General features: G+C 68.2%; 16 protein-coding genes. 10 read left to right on the top strand and 6 right to left on the bottom strand.

From position 1 onward, the window contains the following. Together KF833_23570 and KF833_23565 are read left to right on the top strand one after the other, a co-directional pair. Window positions 1–349: hypothetical protein (locus KF833_23570; GenBank protein ID MBX3748298.1), on the top strand; the 349-nt coding region annotated here is incomplete at its 5' end. A gap of 236 nt (window positions 350–585) precedes the next feature. Beyond that, window positions 586–3,591 carry a protein kinase gene (locus tag KF833_23565; GenBank protein MBX3748297.1) on the top strand — a complete coding sequence of 1,002 codons (3,006 nt, stop codon included), beginning with the start codon at window positions 586–588 and terminating at the stop codon, window positions 3,589–3,591. 108 nt (window positions 3,592–3,699) lie between these two features. Here KF833_23565 and KF833_23560 read toward each other — a convergent pair whose 3' ends face one another. Further along, window positions 3,700–5,142, bottom strand: a complete 1,443-nt coding sequence (locus tag KF833_23560; protein MBX3748296.1) for a Gfo/Idh/MocA family oxidoreductase — start codon at window positions 5,140–5,142, stop codon at window positions 3,700–3,702. A gap of 155 nt (window positions 5,143–5,297) precedes the next feature. On the opposite strand from KF833_23560, the gene KF833_23555 reads away from it, so the two are divergent. After that, window positions 5,298–5,663 (top strand): CoA-binding protein, encoded by a 366-nt coding sequence (locus KF833_23555; protein ID MBX3748295.1) that lies wholly within the window; start codon window positions 5,298–5,300, stop codon window positions 5,661–5,663. 220 nt (window positions 5,664–5,883) lie between these two features. On the opposite strand, the gene KF833_23550 is transcribed toward KF833_23555, so the two are convergent. Genes KF833_23550 through KF833_23540 form a run of 3 tightly spaced genes read right to left on the bottom strand, consistent with a single transcriptional unit; the run spans window position 5,884 to window position 7,919 of the window. Beyond that, window positions 5,884–6,063 (bottom strand): CPXCG motif-containing cysteine-rich protein, encoded by a 180-nt coding sequence (locus KF833_23550; GenBank protein ID MBX3748294.1) that lies wholly within the window; start codon window positions 6,061–6,063, stop codon window positions 5,884–5,886. After that, window positions 6,047–7,144 (bottom strand): exo-alpha-sialidase, encoded by a 1,098-nt coding sequence (locus KF833_23545; GenBank protein MBX3748293.1) that lies wholly within the window; start codon window positions 7,142–7,144, stop codon window positions 6,047–6,049. The genes KF833_23550 and KF833_23545 overlap by 17 nt, the downstream gene beginning before the upstream one ends. 1 nt (window position 7,145) lies before the next feature. Beyond that, window positions 7,146–7,919 carry an NIPSNAP family protein gene (locus KF833_23540; GenBank protein ID MBX3748292.1) on the bottom strand — a complete coding sequence of 258 codons (774 nt, stop codon included), beginning with the start codon at window positions 7,917–7,919 and terminating at the stop codon, window positions 7,146–7,148. A gap of 90 nt (window positions 7,920–8,009) precedes the next feature. Between KF833_23540 and KF833_23535 the strand changes: the two genes are divergently transcribed. The 4 genes from KF833_23535 to KF833_23520 all read left to right on the top strand — a co-directional run bounded on the left by KF833_23535 (window position 8,010) and on the right by KF833_23520 (window position 14,925). Beyond that, on the top strand, window positions 8,010–8,399 hold the full coding sequence (locus tag KF833_23535) for a hypothetical protein (GenBank protein ID MBX3748291.1): 390 nt from the start codon (window positions 8,010–8,012) through the stop codon (window positions 8,397–8,399). Window positions 8,400–8,493: 94 nt separating this feature from the next. Further along, entirely contained in the window at window positions 8,494–9,819 is a 1,326-nt protein-coding gene (locus tag KF833_23530) for a TolC family protein (GenBank protein MBX3748290.1), read from the top strand. A gap of 19 nt (window positions 9,820–9,838) precedes the next feature. Then, complete coding sequence (locus tag KF833_23525) at window positions 9,839–11,614, top strand: efflux RND transporter periplasmic adaptor subunit (GenBank protein ID MBX3748289.1); 1,776 nt, start codon at window positions 9,839–9,841, stop codon at window positions 11,612–11,614. After that, the gene (locus tag KF833_23520; GenBank protein MBX3748288.1) at window positions 11,611–14,925 is read left to right on the top strand and encodes an efflux RND transporter permease subunit; all 3,315 of its coding nucleotides are present in this window, start codon (window positions 11,611–11,613) and stop codon (window positions 14,923–14,925) included. Before KF833_23525 ends, KF833_23520 begins: the two co-directional genes overlap by 4 nt. A gap of 200 nt (window positions 14,926–15,125) precedes the next feature. Here KF833_23520 and KF833_23515 read toward each other — a convergent pair whose 3' ends face one another. Then, the gene (locus KF833_23515) at window positions 15,126–15,551 is read right to left on the bottom strand and encodes a glycogen-binding domain-containing protein (GenBank protein MBX3748287.1); all 426 of its coding nucleotides are present in this window, start codon (window positions 15,549–15,551) and stop codon (window positions 15,126–15,128) included. A 178-nt stretch (window positions 15,552–15,729) separates the two neighbouring features. Here KF833_23515 and KF833_23510 point away from each other — a divergent pair, with 178 nt between their 5' ends. Beyond that, window positions 15,730–16,527: a TatD family hydrolase gene (locus KF833_23510; GenBank protein MBX3748286.1), complete on the top strand. Its 798-nt coding sequence runs from the start codon at window positions 15,730–15,732 to the stop codon at window positions 16,525–16,527. An 82-nt stretch (window positions 16,528–16,609) separates the two neighbouring features. On the opposite strand, the gene KF833_23505 is transcribed toward KF833_23510, so the two are convergent. Further along, window positions 16,610–17,065, bottom strand: coding sequence for a thioredoxin family protein (locus tag KF833_23505; protein MBX3748285.1), 456 nt, complete (start codon window positions 17,063–17,065; stop codon window positions 16,610–16,612). Between the two features lie 228 nt (window positions 17,066–17,293). On the opposite strand from KF833_23505, the gene KF833_23500 reads away from it, so the two are divergent. Next, a complete protein-coding gene (locus KF833_23500; protein ID MBX3748284.1) occupies window positions 17,294–17,527 on the top strand; it encodes a VCBS repeat-containing protein in 234 nt (77 codons plus the stop codon). A gap of 108 nt (window positions 17,528–17,635) precedes the next feature. Then, on the top strand, window positions 17,636–17,857 hold a 222-nt coding region (locus tag KF833_23495), incomplete at its 3' end, for a transposase (GenBank protein MBX3748283.1).

Below are 17,857 nucleotides of genomic sequence, written 5' to 3'. Positions count from 1 at the left end.
ATTTCTGGGGGCAACCGACTGGAGCGCGGCGTCAGCAGAATATCGCCTGGCGCTTTACGTGATTGGCGGGACGTCAGGACGAAGTGACAAGCGGGTGCTGGATCCGGAGGCGATCCGGGCGGAGCTGGCGCGGGGCGGGGAGTTGCCGCTGGGGCAGATCCTGCGGTTAAGGATCCGGCACATGACCGACGGGGTGTTCCTGGGATCGAAGGAGTTCGTGGACCAGATGTGGGAACGGCACCGGGACAAGTTCGGCAAGCGGCGCAAGAGCGGCGCACGGATCATTCGGGGCGCCCCGATCCCGGGACTCACCGTGTTGCGGGATCTGCGAGTGGATGCCGTGGGGTGATTCGGCAGCTCCGATGCTCATCCAGACTTTGGGTGGCCTTGCCGGACCGCCGTGACCCGAAGCACGCGCCTCCCATCCGACCGCTGCCTTCGGCCCGAACGAGAAGCAGAGTCGGGGCCGTGACAGGGGCTCCGGGAGCAGGATACGATGGGACGAACATGGCGGATGACGGTGCAGCAGGTCGTGGCGGCGCGACGAAAAACCGGGCGTGGCCGCGTCACTGGACTCCGGCGCCGATGACGGCGGCAGAACACCGGACGCCGCGGATCCCGGATCACACACTGGCACGTTGTGTCGGCAAAGGGAGTTACGGCGAGGTGTGGCTCGCCTGCAACGTGCTGGGCGGATGGCGGGCGGTGAAGGTGGTGCATCGGGCATCGTTCGATTCCGAACGTCCGTACCGGAGGGAATTCGAGGGAATCCGGCGGGTGGAACCGATTTCACGCACCCATCCCGGGCATGTGGCAATCCTGCAGGCGGGTCGGAACGACGAGGATGGATACTTCTACTACGTCATGGAGCTGGCGGACGACGCCGGGGCCGTCGAGGCGGAACGGGATGCCGGGGCCGGGATGCCGGACATCGAGGCGTATGTGCCTCGGACGTTGAAGGAGGATCTGCTGCGACGGGGCCGGTTAGGGTACGACGAGTGGCTGAGGCTGGCTCTGGCCCTGACTTCGGGCCTGGAGTACCTGCATGGGCACGGGCTGGTGCACCGGGACATCAAGCCTTCGAACATCGTCTTCGTGGGCGGAGTGCCGAAGTTCGCCGACATCGGCCTCGTAACGCTTGCAGATGCAACGTGCTCGGTGGTGGGAACGGAGGGGTACCTGCCGCCGGAAGGACCAGGGTCGGCACAGGCGGACGTGTACGGGCTGGGGAAGGTGTTCTACGAGGCGGCGACAGGGATGGACCGGCGGGATTTTCCCGAATTGCCGCCCGGCTGGCCCCCCGTCGGAGAAGCGGAACGACTGCTGGAGATCAACGCGATCGTGCTGAAAGCGTGCCGGCGTGACCCGAAGGAACGGTACCGATCCGCAGGCCAGCTCCATGCCGAGCTGCTGCTGTTGCAGGCGGGGAAGTCAGTGCGCCGGACCCACCAACTGGAGGTTCGACTGGCGCGGTTCTATCGGGTGGCGGTCGTACTCCTGGCCGTGGCGCTGCTGGCGTCCGGGGCATACGTGTGGGCGTCCATGCAGAAGCGCGAGGCGGAGAGGTCGGAAGCGCGGACACGGGAACAATTGCGGGAATCGCTGCTGCACCAGGCGCGGGCGTTGCGGCTGAGCCGGCTGCCTGGACAGCGCCTGGCGGCCCTCGAGGCGCTGGGGAAGGCCGGGGCGATCCGGATCGGGCCGGACGTGCTGAGCGAGGCGGTGCGCTGCCTCGGACTCATCGATCTGCGTCCGATCCGCCAGTGGACGGGCGACGGACCGGGACTGGCCGAGCATACCTTGGAGCCGGGACTGGACCGGGTGGCGATCGGGGGGCCAGACGGCACCCTGACAGTCCGGACACTCGGCGAGGACCGTGAATTGTTGCGATTGCCCGGACCGGGATGGCCGTGCCTGCTGACGTTGTTTGCGCCCGACGGACGGCACCTGGTGGCGAAATATCACCCGTTGGATCGGGAAGCTTCGAACCGCACCCTGGTGTGGGAACTGGAGACGGGTGAGGTGGCATGGGAGGTCGGCGAACCGGTCTCGTTGCGGTCGCTGGCCATCTCCCCGGACGGCGCCTGGCTCGCTGCGGGAACCCCGGCCGGAGAGGTGTCCATCCGGCGGATGACGGACGGGCAAGGCGTGCAGACGTTCCCGGCCGGAGAAGGGTTGTATGCACTGAGCTTCAGTCCGGACGGGACCCGGCTGGCAGTTGCGTCGCTCGGCGGCGAGGTGGGGATTCGTTGGGCCGTCGACGGTTCGCTGCTGCGGGTCCTCGAACATGGAGCGGCGGCACGGGGGATTGCCTGGCATCCGGACGGCGCCCGGCTGGCGGTGCCATGCGACGACTGGCTGGTGCATTTCTGGGACGTCGAGACAGGCCGGCGGGCGGCGGTGTTTGCCGGGCACAAGGCCCAAGTCGTGACGGCGACGTTCAGTCAGGACGGGACGCTGCTGGCGACCATCGGCTGGGACAAGGCGGCCGGGCTGTGGGATGTCGAACGGGCGCAGGCCCTGTTGATGTACCCGGTGAGCGGCGGCACGCGGTTCGTGGGGTTCAGTCCGGACGCCCGGCGGTTGGCGAGGTTCGGGGACGGCAGACGGGCGGAACTGCTGGAAGTTGCCCATCCGTCCCCGGTGTACCGGGGACTCGGAATTCGCGACGCGCGGATCGTGTCGGCAACGGTCACCGGGGACGGCCGGTATCTGGCCTACGCGACCGGGCGCGGAGTGGCGATCCGGGAGGTCGCCGCGGAGGGCGGGGCATGGACCGGGCTGGTGTCAGGGGCGGCGTCCGCGGTTCGGACCGGGGAGGGAGGAAGACTGCTCATGGCCGGGGAAGACGGAGCCGGGTGGGTGCGTCTGCCGGGTCCGGGAACGGAGTGGGGGCCTGCCGCAGGTGTCGAAACGCAGCGCGTGTGGTCTGAACCGGTGACCGGGCGGATCGCGCCGTTGGGGACGGATGCGGCGGGCCGCCGAATGGTGGTGCGGGCCGACGCCAGCACAGCGGTGATCCTGGAGGAGGGACGGGATGCCGGAGTGGCGATCCGGCTGGTGCATGACGGGCTGGGATCGGTGGCACTCAGCGGATCGGGACGCTGGGCAGCGACGGGAGGGACATTCGAGGGCAGGACGCGGGTCTGGGATGCGGTGACCGGAGCGTTATTGCGGGAATGGCCGGGGCCAGGGGCGACGGTGGTGGCGTTTCAACCGGGCACGGAACGCTTGCTGGCGATCGATGGGCGGGGATGTCGCGTTTTCGAGCGGGAGAGTTGGGAACTGGTGCATTGGATCGAAGCCTTGGAGGAAGAGGCGGGCGGAGTCGGTGCGCTGCCCGTCGAACCTCCGGTGGCGGCAGTCGGCGAAGGGTCCCTGGTGGCGGTGCAATGGCGTGTGGACGAGGTACAACTGATCCATCCTGGACGTGGAGAGGTGCTGATGCGGCTGGAGGCGCTGGGGCAGGTTCCGTTGTGCTGGGGTCCTGGAGACAGCCGCCTCTATGTGCGGGGACAATATGCGGAAGTGCAGGTCTGGGACCTCGACCTGGTGCGGCGGGAGCTGGCCTCGCATGGATTGTACTGGTGAGGTACAGGGTGGGCCGGCAGTTCGCGACTCCACCCGGAGATCGAAAGGTCTGCGTGCCCCCGGCGGCCGCCAGCCTCGTGAATCCCGCCCCTCCGATTACCACCCGCCTCAAATCTCCGTCCAGGCGCCCGCCACGGGAGCGGGATATCGGCCCTGCGCGTCGGCGCGGACCGGGGCGGCGCTGGCGGCGGTGAGCTGATCCACACCCGCATAAAACTGGAAGTCCGAGGCGACGGCCTGTTCCCAGGTGATGCGCTGGCCGGTGTGAACCGCCGCCCGGCCCATGATGGCGCCCAGATTGGCAAGGGCCGCCCGGCGGGCCTCGTTGTGCGGCCGGTCGTTGCGGATTGCCGCCAGGAGCACCTCCCATTCGGCCTGCCACGGATTCACCGTCTCCCGCTCCGCGCGCCAGGTGATGTTGCCGCGCTCCATGCGCTGGTCGCGGTACACCCAGGAGGCCGGTGCATGGACATCCCCCGAGAACTTCGCGGCGCAACGGCTGCCATGAATGTAGGTGCCGAAGTCGGTGTGGCAGTTGGGGACGTACCGTCCATTGACCAGGGCGGTGGTGCCGTCTGCGAAGGTGTATTCCACCGAGTAACTGTCGAGGTTCTGACTGCAGTCGGTGCTGCCGGCCTGGCGTCCGCCGATGCCATGGGCGGCCACGGGCCAGGCGTCCTTGATCCAGAAACACTCGTCGATCTGGTGGATCATCAGCTCGATGAAAATCCCGCCCGACGCCCACAGGAACTGGTAGGGCCGCCCCGGGCTCAACTGCCACAGCAACTCGTTCTCCCCTCCCGGGAACGGGCCCATCCGGTAACCGGGATCCATCCGGTATGCCCGGATGAGCTGGATCTCGCCGAGATCGCCCTCCCGGATCCTGCCAATCAGCGCCTGGCGGGCCGAGGAATGGCGGCACATCAGCCCGGCACCGATCTTGAGGTTCTTCTTCTCCGCCGCCTCGCCCGCCCGAAGGATCCGCTGCAGGCCGCCGGGGTCCGAGGCGAAGTTCTTCTCCATGAACACATGCACCCCCCGCTCGACCGCATACTCGAGATGGCCCGGTCGGAAGGCCGCATGGGTGGTCAGCATCGCCACGTCCCCCGGACGCAGGCAGTCGATGGCGTGGCGGTACCCGTCGAAGCCCGGAAACCGGCGTTCGGCGGGCACGTCGATGCCGTCCCCCAGCGCCTCGCGCAACGCGGCGTGCGACTGGGTGAGCCGGTCGGCCCGGATGTCCGCCATCGCCACGAGCTTCACCGGACCCCGCGAACCCAGTGCCCCGGTCCGCGCCGTGCGCGCGTTGCCCTGATCGTCATCCAGCACCAGGCCCCCGGCGGACATTGCATTGGCCACGGCGCCGTTGCCGCGTCCGCCACACCCGATCAACGCCAGGTGGATGGTGTCGTCACCGGTGGCGTGTACGTGCGGCAGCGCCACTCCGGCAAGGGCGGAGGCGGCGGTGACACGTCCGGTGGTCTTGAGGAACTCGCGGCGCGTGGTGGCGCGGCGGGGGTGGCGGGTCGGGGCGTGGTCCGTGGCATTCATGATGGCGATGCGGGTCCGGTCGAACCGGCTCGGTGCCGGACCCGATTGGCAACATCCTATCCGAACCCAGGCTCCCCGCGAAAGCCGTTCGTGGCGGATAGGAAGTCCCGCCTTCGGACTTTTGTCCCCGGTGGCGCAAACGCAGTCTCGGCGTCATGAAAACGATCGCCATCCTCGGCGCCTCGAATCAGCGGTCCAAATTCGGCAATCGCGCCGTGCGGGCCTTCGCCGGAAAGGGCTGGCAGGTGTTTCCCGTGAATCCGCGCGAAAAGACCATCGAAGGTCTTCCCGCCTTCGCCTCCGTCGAGGATCTCCCCCTGCGACCCCACCTCATCAGCGTGTACCTCCCGCCCGCCGTCCTCCTTCAGGAACTGCCCCGCATCGCTGCCCGCGGCTGCGACGAACTCTGGCTCAATCCCGGAGCCGACAGCCCCGACGTCGTGGAAGCCGCGGAACGCCTCGGCCTCAACGTCGTCCAGGCGTGCAGCCTGGTCGGACACGGCTTCGATCCAGGCGACTGACCCCGGTCGGAACTCCATCGCCGGCCCGGTCGCGCAGGGAGCCATCCCGCGAATCCTCACCCCGCTTCGGGCGCAACGCCCTGGGCATCGCCCCGCGTTCGCCGAACCGGGTTCCACGGAGCCTCCAACCGCCCGACGCCATGGCCCGCAGCCTCGCGAACCTCACCCGTCCCGGATGCAGCCCAGGACGCCGCCCCACTCGGCCGCCCAGGCTGCCTGCTCACCCTGAACCGACGTCCAGGCTCAAGATTTCCCCCGGCTCACAGGTCGCCACGACCTCGATCGGACGGCAGCACACCTCGCAGTCCACCGTGAACCGCTGGTTCTCCACGCTGGTGTCCACCGACACGGTCACCGTCTGGCCGCACCATGGACACGCGCAATCACCCGCCGCTTCCATCGGGCCAGGCCCCTCCCTCCGCGAAGTCCCGCAACACCAGCCGGGCCGGGTCCAGGACCACGTGCTTCACCCGTTGCCGCTTCCACGTGTAGGTGATGTGGACCATCCCGTCCGCCGACTGGATCACCGCCGGGTAGCTGAACTCCATGCCCGGCTCGTCCTCGAGGGTCAGTGCCGCCCGCCAGGTCCGGCCGTCCTCCGAGACCGCCACATTCAACGGCGACCGTTTCCCCCCCCATTGCCCCGGCAAACCCGGCACGTGGTTGTAAACCATCAGATGCCGGCCGTCCCGCAAGGTCACGGCGTCGGTCCCCGAATTCGGATTGGGCAGCGTTCCCAGAGTCAGCACCCCCCACGTCCGCCCCCCGTCCCGCGACTCCACCTCGAACACCCGATCCTGACGCGACCGCCCCACCGCCAGCCAGTGCTCCGGTCCCAACCGCAACAGGCTGGGCTGGATCGCGCCGATCGCCTTGCCGTCATGGAACGATCCGATCCGCTCCCAGGTGCGGCCCAGGTCGGACGTCCGCTCGAAGTGAAGCCGCCAGCCGTCGTGCTCGCTGCTCGACGGACACAACAGATCCCCGTTCTCCAATTGCACCGGCTTGTTCTTCACCGGACCCAGAATCCCCTCCGGCAGGCGCCGCGGCTCATCCCACGTCCGTCCGCCGTCCGGCGACGTCATCAGCATCCCCCACCATTCGCGTGGTGACGGACCCGCCTTGTAGAACAACAACAGCGGACCCGACGCCGGCTGGAACAGCACCGGATTCCACGTCGGGTACCGCAACGGTTCCCCGCCCGGCAACCGGTACTGAATGCCATGGGCCACCTCGCGCGGAGCCGTCCAGGACCCGCCCTCCCAACGCGACACCCAGATGCCCACGTCCGGATGCCGCTCGTGCGTCCCGCCGAACCACGCCACCACCAGGGTTCCACCCGTCTCCACCACGGTGGACGCATGGCACTGCGGGAACGGCGCGGTCTCATATACAAACCCGCCCCGCACCCATCCCGGTTCCGGGGCGGCCTGGACCCCCATGGCCAGCACCACCCCCCAGAGTACGCGAAGCCCCTTCATGTCAGCGTGTGGGCGAATAGTCCGTGGCCACCAGGAACAGCGACCGCACCCCGCCCGGTGCCGTCAGCGAACCGCCCGCCGCCCGTTCCGACGACTCCCGCGCCGCCCTCCACTGCGGATCCTGAACAAACCCCCCGAAGGATGCCTTCGCGGCATCCGTGCTGTCGTGCCACAGCAGATACACCAGCCGGTCCTCCGCCCCCGCCTCGCCCGGCATCGGCGTCCAGTATCCGAAATGGTGCATCCCGTGCTTCGAAAAGAGCCGGACCGTGTGATCCCGGAACCGCGCATGCAACCGGTCCAGGTTCCCCGCCGAAGCCGTGTAGTCGCGAAACTCGAACACCCGCCGCTCCTCCCCCACCCGCGCCCGGATGGCCGGCGAGTAATCCGTGGTCGCCAGGAAATAACTCTCCGCCTTCTCCACCAGCACCCCGCCCGCATGCGACGCCTGGTAGGCCGCCTGCCAGTCCGGATCGGCGACGAACGCCTTCCACGAAGCCTCCCGCGCCTCCCGGTTGGGATACGAGAGGATGAAGTACAGCCGCGGATTCTCCTGGTTCTGCACCGGCACCCAGTACCCGATGTTCCGCATCCCGTGCTTCTCGAAGAGCCGCAGCGTGTGGTTCCGAAACCGCTCGTGCAACGCATCGAGCTTCCCCGGCGCCGCATGGTAGATCCGCAGTTCGTAGCAACGCGTGTCGGCCGCCACGGCGGGTCGTGTCCACAGCCCCATCCCGACCAGCAGGGCCGCGACGGCAAGTAAACGGGTGATCATGGTCCGCCGATCCTGAAAGACATCCCGCCCCGTGGGAAGCCCGCAAGAAGGCGTGACGTCCGCCCCCATCCGGCATAATCTCCCCCCACGATGCGCTGGCCCGCCGCCGTCCTCCTCATCCTGGCGCTGCTCTGGCAGCCCTGGGGCGGACCCGCGGTCAACGCCGCCAGCACCCCCTCCCCGGCCACCGCTCACGGCGCCACCGCTCACGACGCAACCGCTCACGCCACCTGCCGCTGCTGCAGTTGCGGAGCCCGCACCTGCTGTGCCCCCGCGGAAGCCCCCGTGCCCGGAGTACCCGCCCCCGCCCTGCCGGTCCGACCCGCAGGTTCGAGCGACGACCTGGTGCCTCCCGCGCCCTCCGTGGCGGTTCCTCTTTCTCCTTCCGGCGATGCCTCCGCACCCGCTGCCGGACATGGCGCCGCTTCCCTCCCCGCCGCCGTTCCCCTCTTCCTGAGCGGCTGCGCCCTTCTGATCTGATCCCACCGCCAGCCACGGGTGAGGTGTGCCCCACGCCGGCGCACCACGGGTCGGCCTGACAGGCGTGTAACGATTCCCGGCTGAAAGGTGGTTCATGCGATCTCTCTGGTTCTCATCCCTGTTGTGTCTGGCGCTCTGCCCCGTGCGGGCCGCGACGCCAGCCCCTCCCCAACGTCTCCCGCTCGACGCCGCCCTCCTCGCCCGGCTCGTCAGCGAGGCGACCGATCAACATCCCCAACTCCGTGCCGCCCGCCTCCGTCAACAGGCCGCTCAACGCGCCGTTCAGGGCGTCCGCGTCTGGGAGGATCCCATGGTCCGGATCGGTGGCGCCGTCGCCAGCTCGCCAGGCCCCGACCTCGAGATGGAAGGCAACCTCCTCTACGAAATCGAGCAGCCCCTCCCCCTCTTCGGCAAGGCCCGCGCCAAACGCCTCGAGGCCGACGCCGCCGCCGCCGTCGCCGTTTCCGAATCGGAATACCGCCTCCAACTGCTCCGTCGCGACGTCGTCCAGGCCGCCCATACCCTCGCCCTCGCCGATGCCATCCTCGACATCGGCCAGCAGGACCTCGCACTCGTCGAACGCATGTCGGGCTTCCTCAGGGAACGCCAGGCCGCCGGTCTCGAAGGCAATGTCGATTTCCTCCGCCTCGAAACCGAACGCGAACGCCGCATCCAGCAGCTCGAAACAGACCGCCTCCAGCGCAACTTCGACCGCGCCACCCTCAATCGCCTCCTCGCCCGCCCCCTCGACCATCCCTGGCCCGCCCTTGACCTCCCGCCCAGCGCGCCCGACATCCCGTTCTCCGACCGCCTCGTCTCCCTCGCCGTCCTCAACGAACCCCGCCTCGCCGTCCTCCGCCGCGAGACCGCCCGTGCCGAGGCCGCCCTCGAAGTCACCCGCCGCACCCGCCTTCCCGATGTCGCCCTCTCCGTCGGAGCCCGCCAATGGAGCGGCTCCGGCGCCGTCCGCGAAGGCATGGTCGGCGTCGGACTCAACCTCCCCTGGCTCAATCGCAGCCGCTACCGCGCCGACCACGACCGCGACCGCGCCCTCGCCAACGCCTCCCACGCCGAACTCCAGGACTACGAACTCGAAGTCCGCCGCGAAGTCTTCCGCGTCTGGACCCTCATCGATGCCGCACGCCGCGAAGCCCTTCTCTACCGCGACCGCCTCCTCCCCCGCTGGGAACTCCTCGTCGAAAACACCCTCGCCGCCTGGAGCGTCGGGCGCGGCCGCTTCCTCGAACTGCTCGATGCCCGGCGCGAACTCACCGAGGCCCGCCTCACCCTCGCCCGTGCCGTCGCCGACCAGCACCGCATGATCGCCGAACTCGTCACCTGCTGCGGCATCGGCGATGTCGATGCCCTCTTCATGCTCGACCTCGCCCCCGATCCGGCCCCCGAAGTCCCGCTGCCCTGATTCCCGCCCCCCCCCGCCCATGAAAGCTCCTACCCTCCTCGCCATCCTCCTGACCGCCGCCCTCGTCGGCCCGGCCGCCTGGTGGAGCGCCCGTCGCCTCGCCCAATCCCACGACGCCCTCCCCGCCGCCGGCGGCCCCAAACGGGTCCTCTTCTACCAGTCCGCCATGCATCCCTGGATCAAGTCCGATACCCCGGGCAAATGCACCATCTGCGGCATGGAACTTACCCCCGTCTTCGAAGGCGATGCCTCCCCCGATCTCGAACCGGGCATGGTCTCCCTCCCCTCCAATTCCATCACCGTCATCCATGTCCGCTCCACCTCCATCCACCGCGGCCCCCTCGTCCGCCACCTCCGCGTCGCCGGCACCCTCGAACCCGACGAAACCCGCCGTCGCCTCCTCCCGGCCTACGTCGCCGGCCGCATCGAACATCTCCACGTCAACTTCACCGGCGCCTCCGTGACCGCCGGGCAACCCCTCGCCCGGATCTACAGCCCCGCCCTCCTCGAAGCCGAACGCCAGTTTCTTGCCCTCGCCCGCCACACCCCGGGCGCCCCCTCCGCCGATGCCGATCTCCTCCAGCGGGCCGCCTTCCAACGCCTCCGCCAGCTCGGCCTCACCGAACCCCAGATCCTCGCCCTGCCCGGCAAGGACCCCGCCAGCCACCTGTCCGAACTCCTCGCCCCGGAAAGCGGCACCGTCCTCGAACGCTTCGTCCTCGCCGGCCAGTACGTCGCCGAAGGCGATCCCCTCCTCGAAATCGCCGATCTCTCCACCCTCTGGTTCCGCTTCGATGTCTATGAACGTGACCTCCCCTGGATCCGCGTCGGACAGGAAGTCGAACTCACCACCCCGGCCCTCCCCGGCCAGTCCCTCCACGCCCCCATCCGCTTCATCGATCCCACCCTTGACCCCCGCACCCGCAGCGCCAAAGCCCGCGTCGAACTCGACAACCCCCTCCTCGACCCCGCCCACCCCCAACACCTCCTCCCCGCCCAGCTCTACGCCGACGCCCGCATCCGCATCGAAATCCCCGGGGTCCTCCTCGTTCCCCGTGCCGCCGTCCTCAATCCCGACGGTCGCCCCCGCGCCTACCTCGATCATGGCGGGGGCGCCTACGAACGCCGCGACCTCCGCCTCGGACGGGCCGGCGACGATCACTTCGAAGTGCTGGCCGGACTCGACGCCGGAGACCGCGTCGTCCTCAACGGCAACCTCCTCATCGATGCCCAGGCCCAGCTCAACCAGTCCCTCCACGAACCCGGCCTGGATCCCGCCGCATCCCCCGACCCGGCATCCCCCGCCCTCACCCCGCCCCGTCCTCCCCCGAACTCCTTCCCCACGGATCTCCTCCCCGCGCTCCAGGCCTTCCTCGCCCAGGCCGACCTCCTCCGCGCCGCCCTCGCCGCCGATGATCTCGCCGCCTTCAACGATGCCCGCCCGGCCCTCGCCGCCACCGCCGTTCCCCTCCGCGAACGCCTCCCCGCCGCCGGGCCCTGGCAGCCTTGGATCGAACCCGCCCTGTCCCCCGCCAACCTTCCCCCGGCCCCCAGCCTCCGCGACGCCCGCGGCGCCTACTTCCCCTTGAGCCAGGCCCTCGTCGCCCTCGCCAAATCCCTCCGCGACGCCGAACCCGGTTTCGCCTCCCTCCGCATCTACCGCTGCCCGATGACCTCCGACGCCTTCGCCGACGCGCCGCGACGCACCGAGTGGCTCCAGCTCGCACCCCCCCTTCGTAATCCCTGGTTCGGCGCCGAAATGCTCGAATGCGGCGTGGAGGTCGTCACCCCATGATCAACCGGCTCATCGAATTCTCCCTGAGGAACCGCTTCCTCATCCTCTGCGCCCTCCTCCTCGTCGTGGCCTGGGGCGTGAAAGCCCTCCTGTCCACCCCCGTGGACGCCATCCCCGACCTGTCCGAAAACCAGGTGATCGTCTTCGCCGACTGGCCCGGTCGCTCCCCCCAGGAGGTCGAGGACCAGGTCACCTACCCGCTCTCCGTCAACCTCCAGGGCCTCGCCGGCGTCAAGGCCGTCCGCGCCCTGTCCATGTTCGGCTTCTCCCTCATCACCGTCATCTTCGAGGACGACACCGACAACTACTTCGCCCGCGCCCGCATCCTCGAACGCCTCAATTACCTCGGCACCCAGATGCCCCCGGGCGTCACCCCACTCCTCGGCCCCGATGCCACCGGCCTCGGCTGGGTCTATCAGTACTACCTCCATGTCGATCCCCGGCTCGCCCCGGACGGCGGCTATGACCTCGGCCAGTTGCGCGCCATCCAGGACTGGTTCGTCCGCTACCAGCTCCAGTCCGTCCCCGGCGTCGCCGAAGTCGCCAGCCTCGGAGGCTTCGTCAAGCAGTACCAGGTCGAGGTCTCCTCCACCCGGCTCCGCGCCGCCGGCGCCACCCTCGGCCAGGTCATGGCCGCCGTCTCCGCCAACCACCTCAACGTCGGCGGCAAGGTCATCGAGGAAAACGGCGTCGAGTTCGTCGTCCGTGGCGTCGGCCTCATCGAGTCCCTCGCCGACCTCGAATCCGTCGCCGTCACCGAACGCGATGGCACCCCCGTGTACCTCCGCGACGTCGCCACCCTCCAGATCGGTGGCGACTTCCGCCGCGGCACCCTCGACGTGGACGGACACGAGCGCGTCGGCGGCATCGTCGTCATGCGCACCGGCGAAAACGCCATGGCGGTCATCCGTGACGTGAAGGAGAAGATCGCCCAACTGGCCTCCAGCCTCCCCCCCGGCGTCTCGATCCGCTCCTTCTACGACCGCAGCGAACTCATCGAGCGCACCATCAACACCCTCAAACACGCCCTCATCGAGGAAATCCTCCTCGTCACCCTCGCCCACGTCATCTTCCTCTTCCACTTCCGCAGCATCCTCATCGTCACCCTCCCCCTCCCCGCCTCCATCCTCATCTCCTTCATCCTCATGCAGGAGCTGGGCATCAGCTCCAACATCATGTCCCTCGCCGGCATCGCCATCGCCATCGGCGTCCTCGTCGATGCCGGGATCGTCATGACCGAAAACGTCATCCGCCACTGCGAACGCGCCGAGGATCGCAAACGCGAATCCCTCCGCGCCTCGGGCCAGCCCTGGACCGAATCCCAGGTCCGCCTCACCCGCCGCGAGACTCTGGAAACCACCCTCGTCGCCGCCCGCCTCGTGGGCCGCCCGATCTTCTTCGCGATGTCGATCATCATCCTCGCCTTCGTCCCCGTCTTCGTCCTCAGCGGTCAGGAGGGCAAACTCTTCCATCCCCTCGCCTACACCAAAACCTTCGCCTGCATCGGCGCCACCCTCCTCGCCGTCACCGCCGTCCCCGTCCTCTGTTCCCTCCTCATCCGCGGCCCCTTCCACCGCGAGGAGAACAACTGGGTCATGCGCTCCCTCCTCCACCTCTACCAACCCCTCCTCGCCTGGTCCCTCCGCCATCGCCTCGTCGTCCTCGCCGCCGCCGCCCTGCTCCTCGCCGCCGCCGCCCTCCTCGCCTTCGGTCTCCCACGCCCCGTCCTGACCCGGATCGCCCGTGCGGTGGTCGGACCCGACCCCGCCGCCCTCACCCTCTTCCAGTCCCGACACCCCGCCGCCGCCCGCCTGCTCGCCGGCATGGGCAGCGAGTTCATGCCCACCCTCGAGGAAGGCTCCCTCCTCTACATGCCCGTCCTCCTCCCCAGCACCGCCCTCCCCGAAGTCCATCGCATCATGGCCTGGCAGGATGTCGTCATGAGCCAGGTCCCCGAAGTCGCCTCCGTCGCCGGCAAACTCGGCCGCGCCGAAACCGCCACCGATCCCGCCCCCGTCGAAATGATCGAGACCACCATCATGCTCAAACCCCGCGACCAGTGGCGCCCGGGCATGACCAAACCCGCCCTCATCGCCGAACTCACCGCGAAAATGACCGCCGTGCCCGGCTATGTCCCCGGTTTCCTTCAGCCCATCGAGAACCGCATTCTCATGATCAGCACCGGCATCCGTGCCCAGGTCGGCGTCAAGATCCTCGGCGACAACCTCGATGCCCTCCAACGCAAAGCCTTCGAGGTCGAACGGATCGTCAGCTCCGTCCCCGGCGCCATCGGAGTCGCCCCCTCCCGCGTCCAGGCCAAACCCTACCTCGAAATCATCGTGGACCGCCCCGCCATGGCCCGCTTCGGCCTCAATGCACGCGACGTCCTCGAAACCGTCGAAGCCGGCCTCGGCGGTGTCAACGTCGCCACCACCATCGAGGGCCGGGAACGCTTCCCCATCCAGGTCCGCCTCGCCCGCGACGAACGCGACGATATCGAACGCCTCGGCGAAATCCTCGTCGCCAGTCCCGCCGGCAGGATGATCCCCCTCGGCCAGGTCGCCTCCATCCGCCGCGTCATCGGCCCCAGCGAGATCGCCTCCGAAAACGGACGTCTCCGCGTCTTCGTCCAGGCCAATGTCCAGGACCGCGACCTCGGCGGCTTCGTGAAGGAAATCCGCGAACGCGTGGCCCGCGAAGTCACCCTCGATCCGGGCATGACCATCGAGTACAGCGGCCAGTACGAACATCTCCTCCACGCCCGTGCCACCCTCCAGGTCATCTTCCCCACCGTCCTCCTCGTCATCTTCCTCCTCCTCTACCTCACCTACCGCTCCGTCAGCGAGGCCGCCCACGTCATCCTCGCCGTCCCCTTCGCCCTCAGCGGCAGCGTCTTCCTCCAGTGGTCCCTCGGCTACCCCTTCAGCGTCGCCGTCTGGGTCGGCTACATCACCCTCTTCGGCATCGCCATCCAGACCGGCGTCGTCATGGTCGTGTACCTCGAGGAAAGTCTCGCCCAGCGCCGCGCCGATCGCGGTGCCGCCTTCTCCCATGACGACCTCCTCCAGGCCGTCCAGGACGGCGCCCGCCTCCGCCTCCGCCCCAAGGTCATGACCGTCGCGACCACCATTGCCAGCCTCCTCCCCATCATGTGGAGCGACCGCGCCGGCGCCGAGGTCATGAAACCCCTTGCCGCCCCCGTCATCGGCGGGGCCGTCAGCAGCCTCGTCCACATCCTCATCGTCACCCCGGTCATCTTCGCCTGGCTCCGCGAAGCCGAACTCCGCAAACCCCGACGCGACGACGCCTGACCCCGGTCCGGTCCCGCACCCCTCCGCAGCATCCACCGCTCACCCGGTCACACATCCTCCGGAGGGACACTCTCCGGAGGGACGAGCTCCGCGAGTCCGCCCACACCCCTCCGCATTCCCCGTCACCACCCCATCTTCCACCTTTCGGAGGGACACTCTCCGGAGGAACGAGCTCCGCGAGCCCGCCCGGCACCCGCCGCTCACTTGGTCTGCGCAAACAGCATCATCACCCGGGGACCGCGGCTCGTCTGCACCTGAAACTGCTCCTCGCTGAACCCGTGCGGCACGGCCATCCCGTCGCACGTCTTGTCGAAGGTCGGCTCCCCATCGACCAGCAGCATGTAGTGGTGCGTCCGGTTCCCCGGGATGTGGTGCAATGTCACGTGCCAGGCGTCCAGCTTCCCGTCCCGCGTCAGCTCCACCGGCTTCCAATGGGTGAACGATCCCACGATCTCCACCCGGGCCGGTTCCTTTGTCTGCCCGTCGGGCAAACGCCAGCGAAACACCTTGCTGAAGGTCTGTCCGTTCGGTTGCCCCCCGGCAGGCCTTGAGGCCGGTTCGCGGATCAGGGGTCCGCCCTTCGGGGGCGTCTTGCGGCGCAATAGATTTCCAAGTGACTCAAACATACGTCGGTGGCAAACGGCGCGGAAGCTAGGGGACTGCACGGCCGGACACAAACAGAGAGCGCGACTTTTTCGTGCACCCCGCCAAACGCACGGAAATGCCATCCCCATTTCGGGGTATCGTCACCCACCAGAACCCGCTGGCGACGCAGCCGGCACCGCCGATACCCTTCCACCCACCATGGTCGAGTTCTTCGATACCCATGCCCATCTCGACTTCCCTGAGTTCCGCGATGACCTCACCGAGGTCGTTGCCCGCGCCGTCGCCGCCGGCATCACCCGCATCCTCACCATCGGCACCTCCATCGAAAGCAGCCGCCGCGCCGTCGCCCTCGCGGAACGGTTCCCGTCCGTGTACGCCGTCGTCGGCGTCCACCCCAATCACGTCATGGAGGAACCCGAAGACATCACCGGACTGCTCCACCCTCTCGCCGCCCATCCCAAGGTGGTCGCCATCGGCGAAACCGGTCTCGACCACTACCGCCTCAACCGCGTCTCCGCCGCCGAGGCCACCACCATCCGCGACCGCCAGCGCAGCCTGTTCCTCCAGCAACTCGAACTGGCGGCGCAGAACGGACTGAACTGCGTCATCCATCAACGCGACGCATTCCAGCCCACACTTGAGATCATGCGCCCCTGCGCGGGACGCGTTCAGGGGGTTTTCCACTGCTTCACCGGCACCCCCCAGGAGGCCGCCGCGGTCCTCGATGCCGGTTCCCTCGTCAGCTTCACCGGGATCGCCACCTTCAAGAATGCCCAGGAAGTCCGGGACGCCCTCGCCGCCGTCCCCCTGGGGCGGTTCATGCTCGAAACCGACTGTCCGTTCCTCGCCCCGACACCCCATCGCGGCCGTCGTTGCGAGCCCGCCTACGTCCGCGAACTCGCCGAGGTCGCCGCCACCGTCAAGGGCTGTTCCCTGCCCGAACTCAGCGCCGCCACCTGCACCACCGCCCGCGCCTTCTTCCAGCGCCTGACCTGAACGCCTCCCGCCCTGATCGCCCACCGCCTGTGGCGTCAGCGACCGCCTGATGCACCGGTCCGCTCCGATCTTCGCCCGCGCCTCAGGATGCGTTCTTCTTCTTCAGCCCCTCCAGCTTGGTGAGGAAGCCCTTCAACCCGCCCGGCACGTACCCCAGGTCGCGGCTCAACTCCTTGCCGTCCGGCCCCAGCACGATGAAGGTGGGGTACCCCTCGATGGAGAACTTCTTCTGAAGCGCCTCATTGGCCCGGCGCTGTGCCGCGCTGATCGCCTTGCGCCGCGGAAAATCCACCTCCACCAGCACCAGGTTCTTTGCCGCGAAATCCTTGAACTCCTTCTTGTCCAGCACCTCACGCTTCATCTGGATGCACGGCGGACACCAGTCGGATCCGGTGAAATTCAAGACCAGCAGCCGATTCTCCTTCTTTGCCTCCGCCTGGGCCGCCGCAAAGTCCGTCTTCCACTCCGCGTGCGCCGTCGCCGACATCCAAACGATTGCCAATCCCACCCAAAGAGCCTTCTTCAACAGTGTATTCATAGGTCGTCGCGAGATCCCCGCTGCCGGCGCGGGCATCCCAGTGGGCCGCACGTTGGTCCCAACCCCGCCCGCCCGCAAGCCCGGACCCACCCCGCAAAACGCCGCGGAGCAGAAGAGAGTATATGGAAGGTCAGGCTGTTTTTCCGTGCATCCCGGAGTTGTGGGGAGAGGTGCGGACTTCGCGAAGCGCCGCTTCGGAGGGCCGGAGTTCCACGAGGCCGCAATGGTGTGGAGCACTGGGTCCTGGACTCGCGGAGCGCGTCCCTCCGATTCGCTGCCTGGGGAGATTTCGACAATGACGGAGATCTCGACCTTCTGCTGATTGCACGGCGCACCGGCCCTCCCCTTCTGTTTCGGGGAACGGGAAATGGGAACCTCTCCCGGATCCTGGACGGTCCGATCCCGACTCGCTCCGCAGGCGCCATCGGGATCGCTGTGGCGGACTACGACGGGGACGTATAGAAGGACAGGCTATTTTTAAATTGACTCTCCCACCTCTCCATTCACCCTTTGGCCCATCATTCCGCTCACCCACCCCCACCTCACTGGCACCCCTCACACCCTCACCCCATGAGAATTCCACGCATTAAAGCCGACCCCGCGCTCACGGCGGTCTATCACTGCATGTCCCGCGTCGCCGGTCGCCTTCCCCTCCTCGACGATTCCGCCAAGCACAAACTCCTCAATATCCTCCACCACCTCGCCCGGTTCTGTGACATCGACGTCATCACCTTCTGCATGATGTCCAACCACTTCCATCTCCTCATCCGCGTCCCGCCCAAACCCCTCCCT

The sequence above is a fragment of the Verrucomicrobiia bacterium genome (genome assembly GCA_019634625.1).
Lineage (GTDB): Bacteria > Verrucomicrobiota > Verrucomicrobiia > Limisphaerales > CAIMTB01 > CAIMTB01.
The sequence above is the reverse complement of the archived record's forward strand: the minus strand, read 5'-3'. Positions and strand labels throughout refer to the sequence as shown.